13 protein-coding genes and 1 tRNA gene are annotated in these 16259 nt (G+C 39.1%); 7 read left to right on the top strand and 7 right to left on the bottom strand.

Going from position 1 to position 16259, the window contains the following annotated elements; translation table 11 throughout:
- The first annotated feature begins 124 nt into the window (after window positions 1–124).
- Window positions 125–946 (top strand): substrate-binding periplasmic protein, encoded by an 822-nt coding sequence (locus tag QQK06_RS07910; protein WP_284244115.1) that lies wholly within the window; start codon window positions 125–127, stop codon window positions 944–946.
- A gap of 63 nt (window positions 947–1009) precedes the next feature.
- Here QQK06_RS07910 and QQK06_RS07905 read toward each other — a convergent pair whose 3' ends face one another.
- Both QQK06_RS07905 and QQK06_RS07900 read right to left on the bottom strand, forming a co-directional pair.
- Window positions 1010–1738 carry a glutathione peroxidase gene (locus QQK06_RS07905; protein ID WP_284244114.1) on the bottom strand — a complete coding sequence of 243 codons (729 nt, stop codon included), beginning with the start codon at window positions 1736–1738 and terminating at the stop codon, window positions 1010–1012.
- 137 nt (window positions 1739–1875) lie between these two features.
- On the bottom strand, window positions 1876–4743 hold the full coding sequence (locus tag QQK06_RS07900) for an ATP-binding protein (protein WP_284244113.1): 2868 nt from the start codon (window positions 4741–4743) through the stop codon (window positions 1876–1878).
- A 178-nt stretch (window positions 4744–4921) separates the two neighbouring features.
- On the opposite strand from QQK06_RS07900, the gene hutG reads away from it, so the two are divergent.
- Window positions 4922–5707, top strand: coding sequence for an N-formylglutamate deformylase (hutG, locus tag QQK06_RS07895; protein ID WP_284244112.1), 786 nt, complete (start codon window positions 4922–4924; stop codon window positions 5705–5707).
- 38 nt (window positions 5708–5745) lie between these two features.
- Entirely contained in the window at window positions 5746–7107 is a 1362-nt protein-coding gene (locus QQK06_RS07890; protein WP_284244111.1) for a formimidoylglutamate deiminase, read from the top strand.
- 69 nt (window positions 7108–7176) lie between these two features.
- Here the strand turns inward: QQK06_RS07890 and QQK06_RS07885 are convergent, their stop codons facing one another.
- Window positions 7177–7536, bottom strand: coding sequence for a hypothetical protein (locus tag QQK06_RS07885; RefSeq protein WP_284244110.1), 360 nt, complete (start codon window positions 7534–7536; stop codon window positions 7177–7179).
- Between the two features lie 144 nt (window positions 7537–7680).
- Between QQK06_RS07885 and ccoG the strand changes: the two genes are divergently transcribed.
- The 3 genes from ccoG (at window position 7681) to QQK06_RS07870 (ending at window position 10810) form a co-directional block, all read left to right on the top strand.
- Window positions 7681–9108, top strand: coding sequence for a cytochrome c oxidase accessory protein CcoG (gene ccoG / locus QQK06_RS07880; RefSeq protein WP_284244109.1), 1428 nt, complete (start codon window positions 7681–7683; stop codon window positions 9106–9108).
- A gap of 14 nt (window positions 9109–9122) precedes the next feature.
- Window positions 9123–10097, top strand: coding sequence for a serine/threonine protein kinase (locus tag QQK06_RS07875; RefSeq protein ID WP_284244108.1), 975 nt, complete (start codon window positions 9123–9125; stop codon window positions 10095–10097).
- Window positions 10098–10177: 80 nt separating this feature from the next.
- A complete protein-coding gene (locus QQK06_RS07870) occupies window positions 10178–10810 on the top strand; it encodes a thiol:disulfide interchange protein DsbA/DsbL (protein ID WP_284244107.1) in 633 nt (210 codons plus the stop codon).
- A gap of 56 nt (window positions 10811–10866) precedes the next feature.
- Here QQK06_RS07870 and QQK06_RS07865 read toward each other — a convergent pair whose 3' ends face one another.
- From QQK06_RS07865 to QQK06_RS07850, 4 genes are all read right to left on the bottom strand, one after another.
- Window positions 10867–13002 carry an SHOCT domain-containing protein gene (locus QQK06_RS07865; RefSeq protein ID WP_284244106.1) on the bottom strand — a complete coding sequence of 712 codons (2136 nt, stop codon included), beginning with the start codon at window positions 13000–13002 and terminating at the stop codon, window positions 10867–10869.
- Window positions 13003–13051: 49 nt separating this feature from the next.
- Window positions 13052–13705, bottom strand: coding sequence for a single-stranded DNA-binding protein (locus QQK06_RS07860; protein ID WP_284244105.1), 654 nt, complete (start codon window positions 13703–13705; stop codon window positions 13052–13054).
- Window positions 13706–13847: 142 nt separating this feature from the next.
- A complete protein-coding gene (locus QQK06_RS07855) occupies window positions 13848–14819 on the bottom strand; it encodes a PEP-CTERM sorting domain-containing protein (RefSeq protein WP_284244104.1) in 972 nt (323 codons plus the stop codon).
- A 160-nt stretch (window positions 14820–14979) separates the two neighbouring features.
- Window positions 14980–15056, bottom strand: a tRNA-Arg gene (locus QQK06_RS07850).
- A gap of 210 nt (window positions 15057–15266) precedes the next feature.
- On the opposite strand from QQK06_RS07850, the gene QQK06_RS07845 reads away from it, so the two are divergent.
- Window positions 15267–16259, top strand: a complete 993-nt coding sequence (locus QQK06_RS07845) for an efflux RND transporter periplasmic adaptor subunit (protein ID WP_284244103.1) — start codon at window positions 15267–15269, stop codon at window positions 16257–16259.

Below are 16259 nucleotides of genomic sequence, written 5' to 3'. Positions count from 1 at the left end.
CATTCTGCTATAATTTATAGAGGTGTTGATCTTTCAAGTTTGTTTTTGCAGCAAAGAACAACAGCCCCAAATGAAGTTTATTGATTGCTTTTTGATAGATTCGCTTTAAAGGATATTATTCCTGATGAAGAACGCTATATTGTTTCTTCTTACCTGCCTCATTGCCATTGTGTGTAAAGCACAACAAGTAGAAATAGCTACGCATGACATGTTACCCCCATATATCTATACGGACGAAAAAGGCAAGTTGACCGGTATATATATAGATATCGTTAATAAAGCCGTTGCACGAATGCCAAATTATCAGGTCACTTATAAAGTGTTACCTTGGGCCAGAGCAAAGATGGAAGTAGAAAAAGGGATCACATTTGCGCTTCTGCCACCTTATTTTCATGCCCATGATTGGCATACCATGACTGAGCCAAAGCGACCCTATATTTGGCCATATTCGCTCCCCTTACATATACAGCGTGATGTGGTGGTGTGCAATGAAAAGGTATTAAGTACTGCTAGAGTTAAATTTCCCGATGATTATCATGGGCTTAAATTTGTGATGTCTAGGGGAGACGGACGCTCTGGTGAAGAATTTGCGCAATTGGTAAAACAGCAAAAGATTGAAGTGCTATTGATTAATGACGCAAAAAGCATTGTTCCATCGCTACTCACTGAGATGGCTGATTGTACTGTGATCTCACAACTGCCCTTTGCTTGGCATGTAAAGCAACTGAAAGAAAATGGCCTTTATCAAAGTTATGACAAGAAAGCTGTGGTGTTGAAGGAACTTGCTGTCATTTCGAATAATAGCGGACATTTGGGCTACACGGATATCAATGCCGAGAAAAATTTTCCATTCAAAAAAGACTTTACTATAAAATTTGATATTGAAATTTACAAAATGAAGCGTAGTGGTGAAATTGAGCAAATCATCAAACGCTATGTAAATTAATGTAATAGCAAGAGCCGCATTTAGGTGCAGCTCCTGTTGGCGAATTAATCAGTAAAACAACGATTAACTAAAGTAACTAGCTAGTGCTTCACTGCCACCTATATGTTGGCCGTCAATGAAGGTTTGTGGCACGGTATCATTACCGGTTACGGCTTTTAGTGTGGTTAGTGATAGGTTATTGGCGACGTCGATTTCCTCAAAGCTTAATCCCTGATCACGTAATAATGCTTTGGCTTTCTTACAGTAAGGACAAGATGGTTTAGTAAAAATCGCGATCTTTTGTTGTTGGACTGCTTCAGGGTTAATGTAAGCAAGCATGGTATCAGCGTCTGATACTTCAAATGGGTCGCCTTCTACGTCTGGCTCTATAAACATTTTTTTGATAACACCGTCTTCTACCAGCATGGCGTAGCGCCAACTACGCTTACCAAAACCTATGGTTGATTTATCAACCAGCATACCGATAGCCTGTGAAAATTCTCCATTGCCATCAGGAAGAAAACTAATGTTTTGTGCTTGTTGATCTTGTGCCCACGCATTCATAACAAAGGTGTCGTTAACCGACAAACACAAAATCTCATCAATACCTTGCTGGTAAAATTGTTGTGCTAATTCATTGTACCGTGGTAAATGTGTAGAAGAGCAGGTTGGTGTAAAAGCACCAGGTAAAGCGAAAAGCACAACCTTTTTATTTCTGAAAATTTCGTCGCTGGTACGCGTTAGCCACTGTTCATTGTCACGAATGGTAAATGTTACCTGGGGGACTGAATGACCTTCTTTATTTGCAAACATAGCTAATACCTATTTCGTTGTTGAGTGATTAATAAGTGTTATTGTCAACTGGAAATTGCAATAGGTATAATCGTTAATTGTTATCGATATGATAGCTAATTTCTATTAAATTGCGGGTAGGCGTATTGTATTTCTAACTAACCATTACGTTTCGTTTGTAGCATGCGGTAGGCATGGTTTAATTTGTTAGTTATCTCTTCTTGTGGACAAGGTTTGGCCATATAGTCGTCAAAGCCTGCTGCGAGACAATTTTCTGCCGCGCCACTTAAGGCATCAGCGGTAACAGCTATCAACCAAACGGCTTGTGGTGGTTGCTTTCGAATTGCTTTTGCCAGCTCAAAGCCATCCATTTTCGGCATATGGCAATCAGAAATGATAATGTCATAAGGAGCTTGTTGGTGCATGGCGAGCGCCTGTTCACCATCGTAAGCAACATCTGCTTCAATATTGAGTCGTGCCAGCTGAGCAGTCAGCACTTTAACATTGACTAGATTATCTTCTGCCACTAATACTCGGATATCAGCAAAGCGATTATCAGCGGGAGCGCTGGTATTACGGTCACTTCTTCGGCGATCTGTTGTCTCGAGTTTGATTTCAGCCTGTTTAAAGGTTAAGTCGAAATAAAAGTTGCTGCCTTGATTTTTCTGCGATTCAATTTTAATCATTCCTCCCATGGCAATGACGATTTCCTGACAAATACTCAGACCTAATCCGGTACCACCAAACTTTCGGGTGGTGTCGCTATCCGCCTGTATAAAAGGAGTAAACAGCAGTTTTTGTTTTTCGGGAGGTATACCTATGCCGGTATCGCTAACACTGATCCTTATGGTGTCGTAGTGTTTATCTGCCTGTGATTTATTAGCGAGCTTAGTGATTGATAAGGTAATGCTCCCCTGATCAGTAAATTTAATGGCATTACTCATTAAATTATTTAGCACCTGATTAAGCCGGGTCGGATCGGTGAAATAGCTATGAGTGATGCCTGAGTCAATATTCAGTTTCAGTTTAATATCATTATTTTTCTCAATATGCTGAAAGCTTTTAATCACGTTTTGACTTAATAACCGTAAATTAACCGGCATCGACTCTAAGGTTAGTTTGCCAGCTTCCATCTTGGAAAAATCTAAGACATCATTTAACAATGCCAGTAAGTGGCGCGCGGAGCCTTCTAGTGTTTCCAGCAATTCACTTTGTTCACTGTTGAGCTTGGTATAGTTGAGTGCTTCTGTCATTCCTAACACCCCATTCATTGGAGTGCGTATTTCGTGGCTCATATGGGTTAAAAACGTCACTTTGGCCTGAGCTGATTTCTCCGCTTCTTTTCGTGCAGATTCTGCCAGTGCTAAGGCGTGTTCAATCTTTTTTTGGGCAGTTTTCTGGACCTGAAGCTGGCGGTAATAGACCCAAAAAACGATTAAAGCAATTAATAAAATAGTGAGAAAGACATAACTCGCCTGACGATAGGCAATTTCAACCTGTGCTTGGACATTGGCTTCAGGAAATGCTGATTGACTCCATTTAGCGTACATGGCATCAAATTGATCGGTGGATAAGGCATTAATTGCTTTGTTTATGATGGAAACTAACTGGCTGTGCTCGTTACTTGTGGCAAAAACCAGTTTGGTTTTATTGTCAAACTGCGGAAAAGGGCGTGATGTTAAGTTAGCATAGCGATTTTCTTTGATCAGAAAAGATGTGGTTAAGGAACTACCGACAAAGACCTGAGCTTTACCTTCAGCAACTGCATTGATGGCTTCACTAGTGGTGTCGTAGAGCGATATACGGGCTAAAGGATATTTCTTTGCTAAACGTGCTGTGGTTGCTGCTTCTTTCACTGCGGCAATCGACAACTGATTAAGATCAGCAAAACGTTCGACCGTAGTAATACTTGGGTTATAGGCCAAGCTATAACGGATGGTAAAATAAGGAATACTGGATTGGTAATGACTTTTGTTGTTTTGCTCAACATCTACCAGCAGTTGAGCCTTGCCTTGTTCTATTTGTCGCTCTAGTTGCTCTCTGTTCTCTACATACAAGGGTTTAAAAATAACACCGGTTTTTTGGGCAATAAATCTAAGCAGTTCAGTGGTAAACCCTCGATCGGTAATATTGGCAAAGCTTTTGGTAATAATAAATGGTGGATTTCCTTCATTAGCAACAGGGTAATGGATAACATTATTATTGATCAGGTACTGTTTTTCCTGTTCACTGAGGTTTTGTCCGTACTGACCAAATGTGAGAATAAAATTAGAGTCTTTCGTTAGTTGATACTTTTCATTCCAGACATTGGCTTGGCTGGTTTTTACCGCTCTGATACTGTCATTGATCAGGTACATTAACGCCCTGTCGTCGGCCCGGGTGGTAAAATGTAGTGTTACCTGTGGCACTTCTTGTTGGTTGATATAAAAATTTTGGTTAATGCCAAACTGCTCCAATTTATTGGCAATGATCCAAGGGCGGGTAGAATAGATGGCGTCATATTTATGGTAATTTTCTACTAATGCATCTACGTCGTTAAAATATTCTCTTTCAATATGGCTGGGTAAAAAGTTTAATGCTTTAGTGTCTTGAGCATGGATCGCAATTTGAATGCCGTCTTCAGTGTTTTTATTGACGTTGCGAAAAATGCTTTGTCTGAATTTTAAGTAAGGGATACTAAATAGTAGTTGTTGTTCAGCGCTTTGATAGATATTAATGGCGACAATATCGAGCTGGTTTTGCTTAAGGGCAGTTAATGCATCGGTTGTCGGTAAATAAATAAAGCGAACCTCAACCTGATGATCGATTGCCCAAATTTGCCAGTATTCTTTTAAAAAATTTACTACACGTTCGAATGGTTCAGGTGATGCGGCTTTAAGGGTAGCGTCATCTGGCAACGCGATACGAAGTACTCTTTCCTGAGAAATATTCGGACTAGCATGATTGACTTCGCTGCTAAATACTCCACCGACTGCACTATTCAAGCAAAGATACAGAGTGATCAGTTGAATCAGTTTTATCGGCATAAATGGCTAATTTTTAATAAGTTAATTTATAAATATTAACCATATTAGATAACTGAGGATCGCGCAAATAATACTGAGTTTTAATTGGTAGTCAGGATTTTAAAAATAATGCGATTGGCGCTATAACTGATAACATGGTAAATTATCGCAAAAGTTGTATATACAATTAGGTGGTTAAATGTCGAACAGTTATCAATTACATCAAGGTAGTGTGCCTTTATTGATTAGTATGCCGCATAACGGGCAGGAAATTCCTCAAGATATTGCATCCCGGATGACGAGTGCAGCAATGGAAGTGCCAGATACCGATTGGTATATTGATCGCTTATATGACTTTGCCCGTGCTATGGGGGCTTATATTTTAATGCCGAGATATAACCGTTATGTTATCGATCTCAATCGAGATCCTAAAGGAGTTAATCTCTATCCCGGGGCTAATTCTACCGAATTATGTCCTACTACGGCGTTTGATTTATCTGATATTTATCTTGCCGGGCAGCAGCCGGACGAACAAGAAATTGCTGGTCGGGTTGAAAAATACTGGCAACCGTATCATCAAGCGATTGATAATACTTTGCAGGAGCTGAAAAAGACCTATGGCAAGGCGGTGTTGTTAGAAGCACATTCTATTTTGTCACATGTACCGAGATTTTTTGAAGGCCAGCTACCTGATTTTAATTTTGGTAATGGTGACGGTATTAGTTGTGATGCTGAATTGTTAGCTCAGGTTCAGGCACTGGATTACAGCCCTTATACCATGGTGACTAATGGTCGTTTTAAAGGGGGATTTATTACCCGGCATTATGGTCAGCCAGCCAGTAATATTCATGCCTTGCAATTAGAATTATCACAAATTACTTATATGAATGAGCCAAGTGATCAATATAACGAAGAAAAAGCCGCACAGGTAAAAGAGAAACTGAAAATGTTAGTTCAGTGTCTGATAAATTTTAGTCGTTGTTAGTTATGTTCAGTTATTAAAAAGTACAGAGAGTTATTATTATGAAACTACACGCGCAGCGTATTTTACTGGCGGATGGCTGGAAAACAGATCAAACACTTACGATAGAAAATGGCGTGATCACTGCGATTAATACAGGAGTCGACCACACCGCTGAGTCAGTTGGTACAGTAATTCCTGGTATGGTTAACTGTCATTCCCACGCTTTTCAGCGGGCATTTGCCGGTTTTAGTGAACAAGGCAGCGAAGGTCAAGACAGCTTTTGGACCTGGCGCAAAATCATGTATAAGTTTCTCGGTCAGTTAACTGTCGAACAGGCGCAACTCATTGCGACTCAACTTTATATAGAAATGCTAAAAATGGGCTATACCCGGGTTGCTGAGTTTCATTACTTACACCATGCTCCTGACGGCAGTAATTACCCTGAACTTGCTGCAATGTCGCGGGCACTGTTTGAGGCCGGAAAAAATTCGGGTATAGGCTTAACCTTATTACCGGTATTATATCGCTTTAGTGGCTTTGGTCCTTTACCTGCCAATGATGGGCAAAAGCGTTTTATCAACTCAGTTGAACAGTTTAATCAATTGGTTACTGACTGTATTGCATTGAGTAACGACTATAGCAATACGAATGTTGGCATAGCGCCACATTCGTTAAGAGCAGTAGATCTTGAGTCATTGAGTGCAGCTGTTGAGCACGTTCGCACTTATGATACTAAGGCGCCAGTGCATATTCATATTGCAGAGCAGCAAAAAGAAGTGAATGATTGCTTGGCGCATTATGGTAAGCGGCCGGTGCAGTGGCTATTAGATAATATGACATTGGATCAACACTGGTGTTTGATCCATGCGACACATATAAATGAAACAGAACGTCAGGGTATTGCAACATCTGGTGCTATTGCCGGGATCTGCCCGACTACGGAAGCAAACTTGGGGGATGGTGTTTTTCCAACAACAGAATACTTGGCAGAACAAGGGACTTTTGCTATTGGCTCTGACAGTCATATTTCCGTTAACCCTATTGAGGAGTTACGTTGGCTGGAGTATGCGCAACGTTTAACTCGGCAGCAAAGAGCGGTATTGGCGAATAGTGAAGAACTATCTGTTGGCCGTAATTTATGGCAACGAGCCGCACTCGGTGGTGCGCAAAGTACCAATACTAATGTTGGAGAGTTAACTGTTGGTAAACAAGCGGATTTATTAGTGTTAGATCAGAATCAATTATCTCTCTTTGCCCACAGTGAGCAACACTTGTTAGACAGTCTGGTATTTGCTACTCAGAGCAATGCAATAGATAAAGTGATGGTTAATGGTCAATGGGTGATAACAGATGGTAAGCATAGCGAAGAAGAATCAGTGAGTCAGGCGTTTGCTAAATTGCTCGCTAAATTGTCCGCTTAAATAGACTTGATATAGCACTTGATAAAAAAGGGGAGCCATATAGCTCCCCTTTTTTATTATATAATCACACTAAAACAATGATTGGTAAGGACTTATCGCATCACAAACTACTTTCTGATTGGTGTGATGTAATACTGGTGAGTGGTTTTTCTTGCTATTACAGTATTTGTTGAAAAAGTCTTTAATCTGCTCTCGGGATGAGGTGATTTCTTTAATAAAGCCTTGCTCATCTTCATTAAATTGCTCAAATTTTGCTTCCAGATCACGATAAATTTTTGCTGGGTTTAATCGCACTTTGGTGTCGGTGGCATCAGAAAATGCTTCTAATAAAGCGGACTTTTGTTGCTCGTACCAGTCAGTAACTTCCGGTTGCGGATAAAAGTGTAAAAATAATGCGATAACAACGATTAAGATCAATAAATTCTTCATGTGATGTCGTATAATGTTAGGTTATTACAAAAACAGTCTATGTAGTGTCAACATACTATCGTTTGCTTTAAAATGCCACGATTAAGTAATCTATTCCTTCGACACAAATATAGTAGAGATGGATTTAAGTGGTTAGGAATTGTTGTGAAATCAGAAAAAGACAACCCAAAAGTTCAGATTCCCGTTAAAAATATCAAGATTCATCAACCGACACAGGTAGAGCAATATAAACCCCGGGATCAGATCTATGTTCGTAAGGTCACCGGTTTTTTCCAGCAATTGCGCCGCAAAATGAATTTTTTCTTTCTGGCGATGTTTGCGTTATTACCCTGGTTGCAGTTTAACGGCCATCAGGCGTTATTGTTTGATATATCTGAACAAAGGTTTACCTTATGGGGCTTAACCTTGTGGCCACAAGATTTAACCTTGCTTGCCTGGTTATTTATTCTCAGTGCGTTTTTATTGTTTTTCGTCACCACCTTTTTAGGCCGAGTTTGGTGTGGTTACCTCTGTCCGCAAACAGTATGGACCTTTATTTTTATCTGGTTTGAAGAAAAAATTGAAGGTAGTGCTAACCAACGGAAAAAATTAGATAGTCAGCCGTTAACTGTTAACAAGTTCTGGCGTAAGGCCTTTAAACATTTTTGCTGGCTGATGTTTTCATTATTGACCTCGCTCACTTTTGTTGGCTATTTTGTGCCGGTCAAAGAAGTTTTTATTGATTTTTTCACCTTTAATACCAGCTTTGCTGTCGCATCAACTGTCTGGTTTTTTGCTCTTTGTACTTATGGCAATGCCGGTTGGATGCGGGAGATCATGTGTTTGCATATGTGCCCTTATGCGCGTTTTCAGTCTGCGATGTTTGATAAAGATACGTTTACCGTGTCTTATGATTATAATCGCGGTGAAAATCGTGGCCCGCGTTCACGCAAACAAGACCCTAAAGTATTAGGGCTGGGTGACTGTATCGACTGTAATTTATGTGTTCAGGTTTGCCCTACCGGCATCGATATTCGTAATGGTTTACAATATGAATGTATTAACTGTGGTGCCTGTGTTGATGCCTGCGATGGTGTGATGGAGCGGATGAAATATGACAAAGGCTTGATCCGCTATACCACGGAACATGAACTCGAAGGCAAGAAGGTTCATTTAGTGCGTTCAAAGTTAATAGGTTATGCCGTGGTGCTTTTAGTAATGGTGAGCTTACTATCAATGGAAGTTATTAATCGTAAACCGGTTTCTTTAGATATTATTCGTGACCGCACTGAGTTGGCGAAAGAGAACTTTAATGGTGAAATTGAAAATGTTTACACCTTAAAGATTTTAAATAAATCACAAATCGATAACAAATACCGTTTATCGGTGCGTGGTATAGAAAATACTAAATGGCACGGTGAACAGGAAGTGTTGGTAAAAGCCGCTTCAGTTTATACATTACCAATGAGTATTTCTGTTGATCCCTATGAATTGGATGGTTATATGACTGACATTACCTTTGTTGTTGAATTAGTCTCAGATGAAGATCAGGTTTCATTAGAACATGAAACTCGATTCTTTAATAAACGCTAAATTAAGTATTATTGATGTCAGTATTTGATTTTACATCACTGTCGCCGGATTTGATTTTAGACGGCATAGAAAGCGTTGGCTTGCGTGTTGATAGCGGCTTATTAGCATTAAACAGCTATGAAAATAGAGTCTATCAGTTTCATGATGAGCAACTACAAAAGTATGTGACTAAGTTTTATCGGCCTCAGCGCTGGACTCACCAGCAAATTCAGGAAGAGCATGATTTTTCTTTAGAATTGGCGGCGCAAGAGCTACCTGTTATTGCTCCATTGCAATTTTCTGGTCAATCGTTGTTTGAATATCAAGGTTATCCGTTTGCTATTTACCCTTGTAGAGGCGGGCGAATTTTTGAAGTTGATAACCTCGACCAGTTAGAATGGATGGGACGATTTATTGGCCGGATTCATGCGGTATCCCGTCAGCAGAAGTTTAGTTGTCGTCCCAGTTACCATACTGATGAGTCTCTTTATCAGGCGAGAGAAATTATTGCGCAATCTGGTTTTGTTCCTGATTATTTAGCGCAATCATTTTTTGTGATCCTTGATCAGGTCATTGAAGTCGCCGCTCAGCAATACCAACCCAATGAATTGATTCGGCTTCACGGCGATTGCCATGCTGGTAATATATTGTGGACAGACAATGGTCCACACTTTGTTGATCTTGATGATAGTCGAATGGGGCCAGCGATTCAGGATATTTGGATGATGCTTTCAGGAGACCATCAGCAGCAGTTATTGCAGTTAGATACTTTAATCGGTGGTTATGAGGAATTCTGTTCGTTTGATCATCAAGAGTTTGCCTTAATTGAAGCTTTGCGCACCATGCGTGTGGTTAATTATATGGCCTGGCTATGTAAACGCTGGCAAGATCCTGCATTTCCGTATAGCTTTCCTTGGTTTAATACGGCAAAATATTGGGAAGAACAGGTGTTAATGTTAAAGGAGCAGATGTCTGCATTACAGCAGCCACCACTAACTTTAATGCCGTAATGTCTGTTGAGCTTTGTAGATAAAGTGAAGATTAAGGAACAGCATTAGTTTATTCACGTCAAATAATAGTAGGAATCCCAATGAAAAAAATAATGACTTTGTTAGGCATAATGCTAGTGTCTATGTTGGCAAATGGTACAGAATATCAGGAAGGTAAGCATTACGTTAAAGTCAAAGAAATCGCCGTTGAAACGCCTGAAGTAAGGGAGTATTTCTCTTTTTATTGTCCTCATTGTTTTCGCTTTGAACCACTAGTTGCAGAAATAAAAAAAGCACTACCTGAGAAAGCGGTGTTTGTTAAAAATCATGTCGATTTTTTGCCAGGTGCCTCGAAAAAAATGCAGTCTCTATTAACCAAAGCGTTAATTACCGCGCAAAAAATGGATATTGCAGAAAGTCAGATTGAAGCAATATTTAAATATATTCACGTTCATCGTGCGGTTTTTACTTCTGAAAAAGATGTCCGCAATGTTTTTGTTCTTAATGGGGCCGATGGCGAGCAATTTGAGCGTTTAATGGCCAGCGAGGAAGTTGCTAAGGCGGCAGCACAAATGAAGAGTAATCAGGATGCTTTATCGCAGAGTGGCGATTTAAAAAGTGTGCCTACTATTATCGTCAATGGCAAATACATGATTCATGCTCATGATTTAGATAAAGAAAACTTTGTTGAAGACTATAATAAGTTGGTGAAGTATTTGTTAGCTTTAGGATAGTTTTTACCGGAATTTGATAAAAAGCGAGATTAAGTCTCGCTTTTTTAGTTTTACTATTAGGGTAAATTAAGGATTTTACTTTTAGCCTGTTCAAACTCTTGTTCAGTCAATAAGCTCTGCTGTTTTAGCTGTGCAAGTTTTTCCAGGGCTTCAACGATAGACAGGCTGGTTAGTTCCTGCTGTAGTTTTTGTTGGGGGTCTAAATCTGTTTGAGCCGCATTACTTGTGTTTTCTTTAGTCTTATTAATACCTTCAGTCGTTTGTGCTAACTGAGCTGTTGTATTGACGTCAATTGCTTTGCTTGGCTGCTGAGCCTCCTGGGAAACCGTGGGTTTTAATATCGATTCTTTAGTCTCAAGCTTTTCTTTTATTTTGCTATCAGTGTTGGCTAATGTAACTTCTGCTTGAACGGGAATTTTTCTCGCCTCGGTATGCTGTGGATTCATAACCGAAGATATTTTCCAACACCAATCGATAAGTTGCTCAGTGGCTTGTTCAAACTTAGCTTTAGTCAATCGCTGGTTGCCTTTACGAAAATAGTTGCATACCCGATAACTATTTTTATCACTATCGGTTATCAGTAATTCACATTTTCTGATCCTGTCGTCGACCATTTTTTCACGTTGCTCTTTTGCTATCTCAGCTATCACAGCTCGTTCTTTTTGATTTGAAAAAGCGCCTTTTTTATTTTTTCTAACAGTAGATAGGCATTCGCCATTGAGGTAAATAGAACTTTCAATTATTTGAGATAAAGAGAGCTCAAGTGAGGGGTCTTTATGGTGTCTTTGGTACAGTGCTATCTGATTTTCTGCTTCATTTACGTCAAATTGAGCATATTGGCTATGAAGATATTTTTTGATCGTTGGTAATGCAGAACGTTTTGATAGCCAAATGACGATTAAAATCACGACAATTACAATCATTGCAATGAGGTAGACTAAGCTGCTTTCAGGCGCTTGCTGTTTGATGTTTGATTGTTGCGTTGTGGCTAATGTTTGAGCGTTATCGGCTAATAAATGCAAAATAGATGCATTTGACTGATTGAATATTATAGGTTCATTTTGCTGATCTACTACGAGCATTAGCTCAGCATCTGCTGATATTTCTTGTCGATTAAATTGGTGAATAATCTCTGGCTGCTCAGGTGATTGCGAATCAGTAGACATCAGTCGCCACTGATCTTGCCAAGATAAATATAAGACTTTATTGCGCTGACTTTTTAGCTTATTTCCGCGGTAGACAATACTGTTAGAAATTTTGCTCTGGGCCGCTGAATAGAAGGTATTAGCCTTCACTGAAGATTCAATAAAATCACTGCCTAAGGTGATTTGTGACCAGTTAAGCTTTTGTTTTAATTCATGATTAATAAATAATGCTTCGGTATGTTGTTTTGACCAATAAATGGAATGAATCTTACCTAAGTGAGCAGCAACAATTTCATTATTAATGGTTATTTGTTCGATAAAGGGATTGGACTGCGGAACTCGATAATTTTTTGTACCAAATTTTTCCGGTTGAATCCTTAATATGGCGCCTGAATAAAGAGGAATTTTTTGATAGTTTTTGTCTGTGCCTAATGTCATTAATAGCTGGCCATAGTTATCTTGCCAAGGTTGAATAAAAGGACTAAATGACAATTGTTCTATTGTGATATCTACACTGGGTACATCAATCCGTAGTATGGTTTTATGCCCGCCTCTTTTTAACGTCAGTGATTCGGTTTTATCTTTGAGTTGCCATTCGCTTAATACCAGCTGGTACGGAGTTGCTTGCTCAAATCGATAAGGGCTGATTGGGTTTGGATTGGCTTCTTCATTCGGTTTTTCAATATGAGCAGTGTAAAAGCTTAGGTAACCGACTTGCTTTGATAAGTTAAAGGCGGGGTGTGTGGTAAACGCAGTGAGGGCAATAAGATTTGGATAGAAAGTTTTCAGATCCAGCAAAGCCGGCGCTTGTACTTGTTCGTTATTGAGTATGCTTATTTGTCCTTGGCGATTAGCTAGGAAAAATTGTGTTGATGATCTTGGGTTTTTTACAAGTTGTCGCCAGCTTGGAGCATGCTCTGGGTTAGGTAATTCTATTTCTTTAATTTCAAATGATTGTGCGTAGCAGTTAATAGCTGACATTAGTGCCAGATGGAGAACAAGATAAAACTTGTTGATCAGGGAGAAGCGAAAAATTCTGTTTATCATATGCGTTTACTGATTTAACTCTACCTTGAAGTAATTGTTTTTCATGATATTAGCTTGTTTTTTGTAAGACAACATGCTGCGCATCAATTAATTGTGATTTACTGCTATTATTGAGATAGCTTAATTTACCATCGATTATTAACTCATCTCCTATCATCACAGTGTCATTTAAATAACCTGCTTGTTTTCCCCAGACATGAACCGTGCGAATAATATCTATGCAGCGTAGTTCTTGTGATATTGGGGAGTAGACATAAAAATTCAGATTTAATGATAGCTCTGCTAATTGTTGATTTTTTTCTGTGGTGACCAGTTTGACTTCACTGATAATTTTACCGCTACACTGTAATTGATTAATTGATTGAGTATAACCTTTAGGGTATCTATGGGCGTACGTGGCGTGAATAATTTCTCTATTGGACTTTTTACTGTTTACCATAAAGCCCTGAATTAACAAGATATCACCTTTTTCTGCTTGCAACAGGCTGCGCTCAACGACATCGCCGATCATTTTAATGGTGTGATAATGGGTCCATTCTTTATATTGGCCAGTTTTTTTATCGTACCATTTGCTGTGCGTTGCCACAGTGAACTCTGCAATTGCGGTCACCGGATTAGCCTGATAACGAATATCCGGTTTAGCGACCAAATTACCTAGCAAGGTGATCGAGCATAAATGATTTTGCGGGATCGATTGACTCATAGTTAATGAAGTTAAATAACAACTACTCTACGTGAGCATAAAGTTATTAGCAATAATATGTTGTTGAAGTATCTAGATAATTTATTAATAATAAAAATGCCCATTGTGATAATGGGCATTAACTAGTTAATGCTATTAATGATTAAGTGCGAACTCTTCTATATGTTAATAGCATGATGGCTAAACCTAATATAGCAATCGTTGATGGTTCTGGAATTTGTACTGTGTCAGCAGGGTCTCGGGCCCAGACACTTAGATGAGATAAACCTTTACCACCAAAATCTTCACCTAAATTTAATGTACCACCTAAAACAAACGCTGTAGTAAAAGCACTGGGATCAGCAAATAGTAGATTGCCATTATCAATTTCATTTTGAAAAATATCTTTGAAATTAAAATCGTAAATAGCCCAGCCACCACCACTTTTTTCGTTACCGGATTTTACCGAAAAAGCTAAGTGATCAAAGGTAGATTTACCGATGATATCTTGTACTGTTTCGACAATGTCTTTATCGGTAGAAAGTGTCCAACTCAATGAGGTACAATCGCCAAATCCTTCTTCATCTTCGTCTTCGCAGGTGAATGATAATCGTAAAACATCAGAAATAGCTAAAGTCATCGATTGATCATAAGAAGTAATACTGCTGTACTGACCAGATAGTTGATCATCGCCTGCTTCAAATTTTCCTAAATGAATCCAGCCAGGATCTGTGGCATTACCATCACCATCAATATCTTGTAAATCAGATGGGTCGATAAATTCTAAACCACTTAACTGATCTCCATTATAAGGGCCGGAAGTAAAAATAGCCCCGTTGAGCAGACCATCGCCATATTCTCCAATATTATTATCTAACGGTGGTACTTGAGAGTCATTGCCACCAAATAAGCCGATACATGAAGTTGCGTCATAGGGGCCGGATAATAATAAATTACTTCCTGTAGCACCTCCAGTGTTTGCAGAAATATCTAAATCTGAAAGGTGAATAGAGTCGAGTGTCGCGGTTGAAGTATCGCAAGTGGCTGTGTTAGCAATAATACCTGCATGAGTAACTGCTGAAAAAATACCCATTATCATTGCATAGCAAAATATGCGAGATAACAGTTTAAACATTGTAAAACCCCTTTCGAATAAAAAATGGATTGTTCTGATTGATTAAAAATTACGCATAAAAAGTGCCACTTTACTAAGTGTTTGAATGGGTTAAGTTATATTTGTTGTAATTTTTCACCAATTAAAAAAGTGTAAAATTATCTGACAGAAATGCGAGGGGTGGCGCACCCAGCAGGAGTCGAACCTGCGACCTCTGCCTCCGGAGGGCAGCGCTCTATCCAGCTGAGCTATGGGTGCATAATAGTGAAACGCCGCAATACTAATGGGTATCTAGGCGCTTGTCTAGAGCATCTTATTAATTATTTGTTTGGCGCTGTTGTTTCTACCGACAATAGGCTGTTTTTACCCCTAAGCCTTATGAATTTAATGTACATTTATCGTGTGTCGGCTTAAAGTAGCACTATAATAAATGCTAGTTACATCAACAAGGTAGTTACAGTCGAAGCTATGAAATATTTTTTTAGTTACATAATCGTCTTTTCTATATTGATCCCACAACTTGTTACTGCTCAAAATTATGAGTTGGCACAAGTGTCAGTTGCACCTTATGAAAAGTCTTTTACCCGTGCAGGCAAGGTAGCATTTAAACGTACATTAAACCTGTCATTTAAAAGTAGTGGTTTTTTGAAAAAGCTATCGGTTGACGAAGGGGATTTTTTTACTCAGAACCAACCATTAGCTTCATTAAATACCGAAGAGCTAAAAGCTGATAAAAATGCGAAGTACAGCCGATTGCTGCAGGCTAAACGAGAAGTCAATCGCATTAGGAAATTAATTGAGCAGGAGCTGAGTACTCAACAGCAGTTAGATGCAGCACAAACTAATGTAGATACAGCAAGAGAAGCTTATCAGGTTGCTTTTTATAATCTTGAAAAAGCAGAAATATATGCACCATTTGATGGCGTGGTATTAGCTAGGTTTAGTGAATTGGCTGAATTTCATGCTCCTGGACAACAAGTGTTATCGGTAGCGGCAATAAATAATAACTTAGTGGTTAAAGTAAGTTTAACCAATGATGAAATTACTTTTGTTAAACAGGGGCAAAATGTCCGAGTCAGGCTTGCGAATCTGGGTGAGGTCAGTGGAGTTATTTCTAAAGTACCGGTAATGAGTAATACCGATGGTCAATTATATTTAATTGAAATATTGTTAACGGGTATAAAGGCTGGTAGTGGTGTTGTCGCAGGACAGTTGGCTCAGGTTGATATTGATTTTGTTACCGAAAAATTTGTTTATAAAGTGCCAATGAGTGCCTTGATAGAGATGGATGAATCGGGTAATGCGATATTAATGACCAAGTCAGATGACAATAGCTTCGTGTATCAAACATTCTCGGTGTTAAATATTGATAATCAGTTTATTTACCTGAGCACGGAAAATCACAACGAAGCATTAGAAATTGTTACTCAAGGCTGGCAACAGCTGAAAGTAAGCGAGTAA

This window comes from Thalassotalea insulae (assembly GCF_030161395.1).
Lineage (GTDB): Bacteria > Pseudomonadota > Gammaproteobacteria > Enterobacterales > Alteromonadaceae > Thalassotalea_E > Thalassotalea_E insulae.
The sequence above is the reverse complement of the archived record's forward strand: the minus strand, read 5'-3'. Positions and strand labels throughout refer to the sequence as shown.

Excerpts from the sequence above, each read along its gene's own strand:
- QQK06_RS07910 (WP_284244115.1), top strand. The coding sequence starts at position 125 with ATGAAGAACGCTATATTGTTTCTTCTTACCTGCCTCATTGCCATTGTG.
- QQK06_RS07905 (WP_284244114.1), bottom strand. The coding sequence starts at position 1,738 with ATGTTTGCAAATAAAGAAGGTCATTCAGTCCCCCAGGTAACATTTACC.
- QQK06_RS07900 (WP_284244113.1), bottom strand. The coding sequence starts at position 4,743 with ATGCCGATAAAACTGATTCAACTGATCACTCTGTATCTTTGCTTGAAT.
- hutG (WP_284244112.1), top strand. The coding sequence starts at position 4,922 with ATGTCGAACAGTTATCAATTACATCAAGGTAGTGTGCCTTTATTGATT.
- QQK06_RS07890 (WP_284244111.1), top strand. The coding sequence starts at position 5,746 with ATGAAACTACACGCGCAGCGTATTTTACTGGCGGATGGCTGGAAAACA.
- QQK06_RS07885 (WP_284244110.1), bottom strand. The coding sequence starts at position 7,536 with ATGAAGAATTTATTGATCTTAATCGTTGTTATCGCATTATTTTTACAC.
- QQK06_RS07875 (WP_284244108.1), top strand. The coding sequence starts at position 9,123 with ATGTCAGTATTTGATTTTACATCACTGTCGCCGGATTTGATTTTAGAC.
- QQK06_RS07870 (WP_284244107.1), top strand. The coding sequence starts at position 10,178 with ATGAAAAAAATAATGACTTTGTTAGGCATAATGCTAGTGTCTATGTTG.
- QQK06_RS07865 (WP_284244106.1), bottom strand. The coding sequence starts at position 13,002 with ATGATAAACAGAATTTTTCGCTTCTCCCTGATCAACAAGTTTTATCTT.
- QQK06_RS07860 (WP_284244105.1), bottom strand. The coding sequence starts at position 13,705 with ATGAGTCAATCGATCCCGCAAAATCATTTATGCTCGATCACCTTGCTA.
- QQK06_RS07855 (WP_284244104.1), bottom strand. The coding sequence starts at position 14,819 with ATGTTTAAACTGTTATCTCGCATATTTTGCTATGCAATGATAATGGGT.
- QQK06_RS07845 (WP_284244103.1), top strand. The coding sequence starts at position 15,267 with ATGAAATATTTTTTTAGTTACATAATCGTCTTTTCTATATTGATCCCA.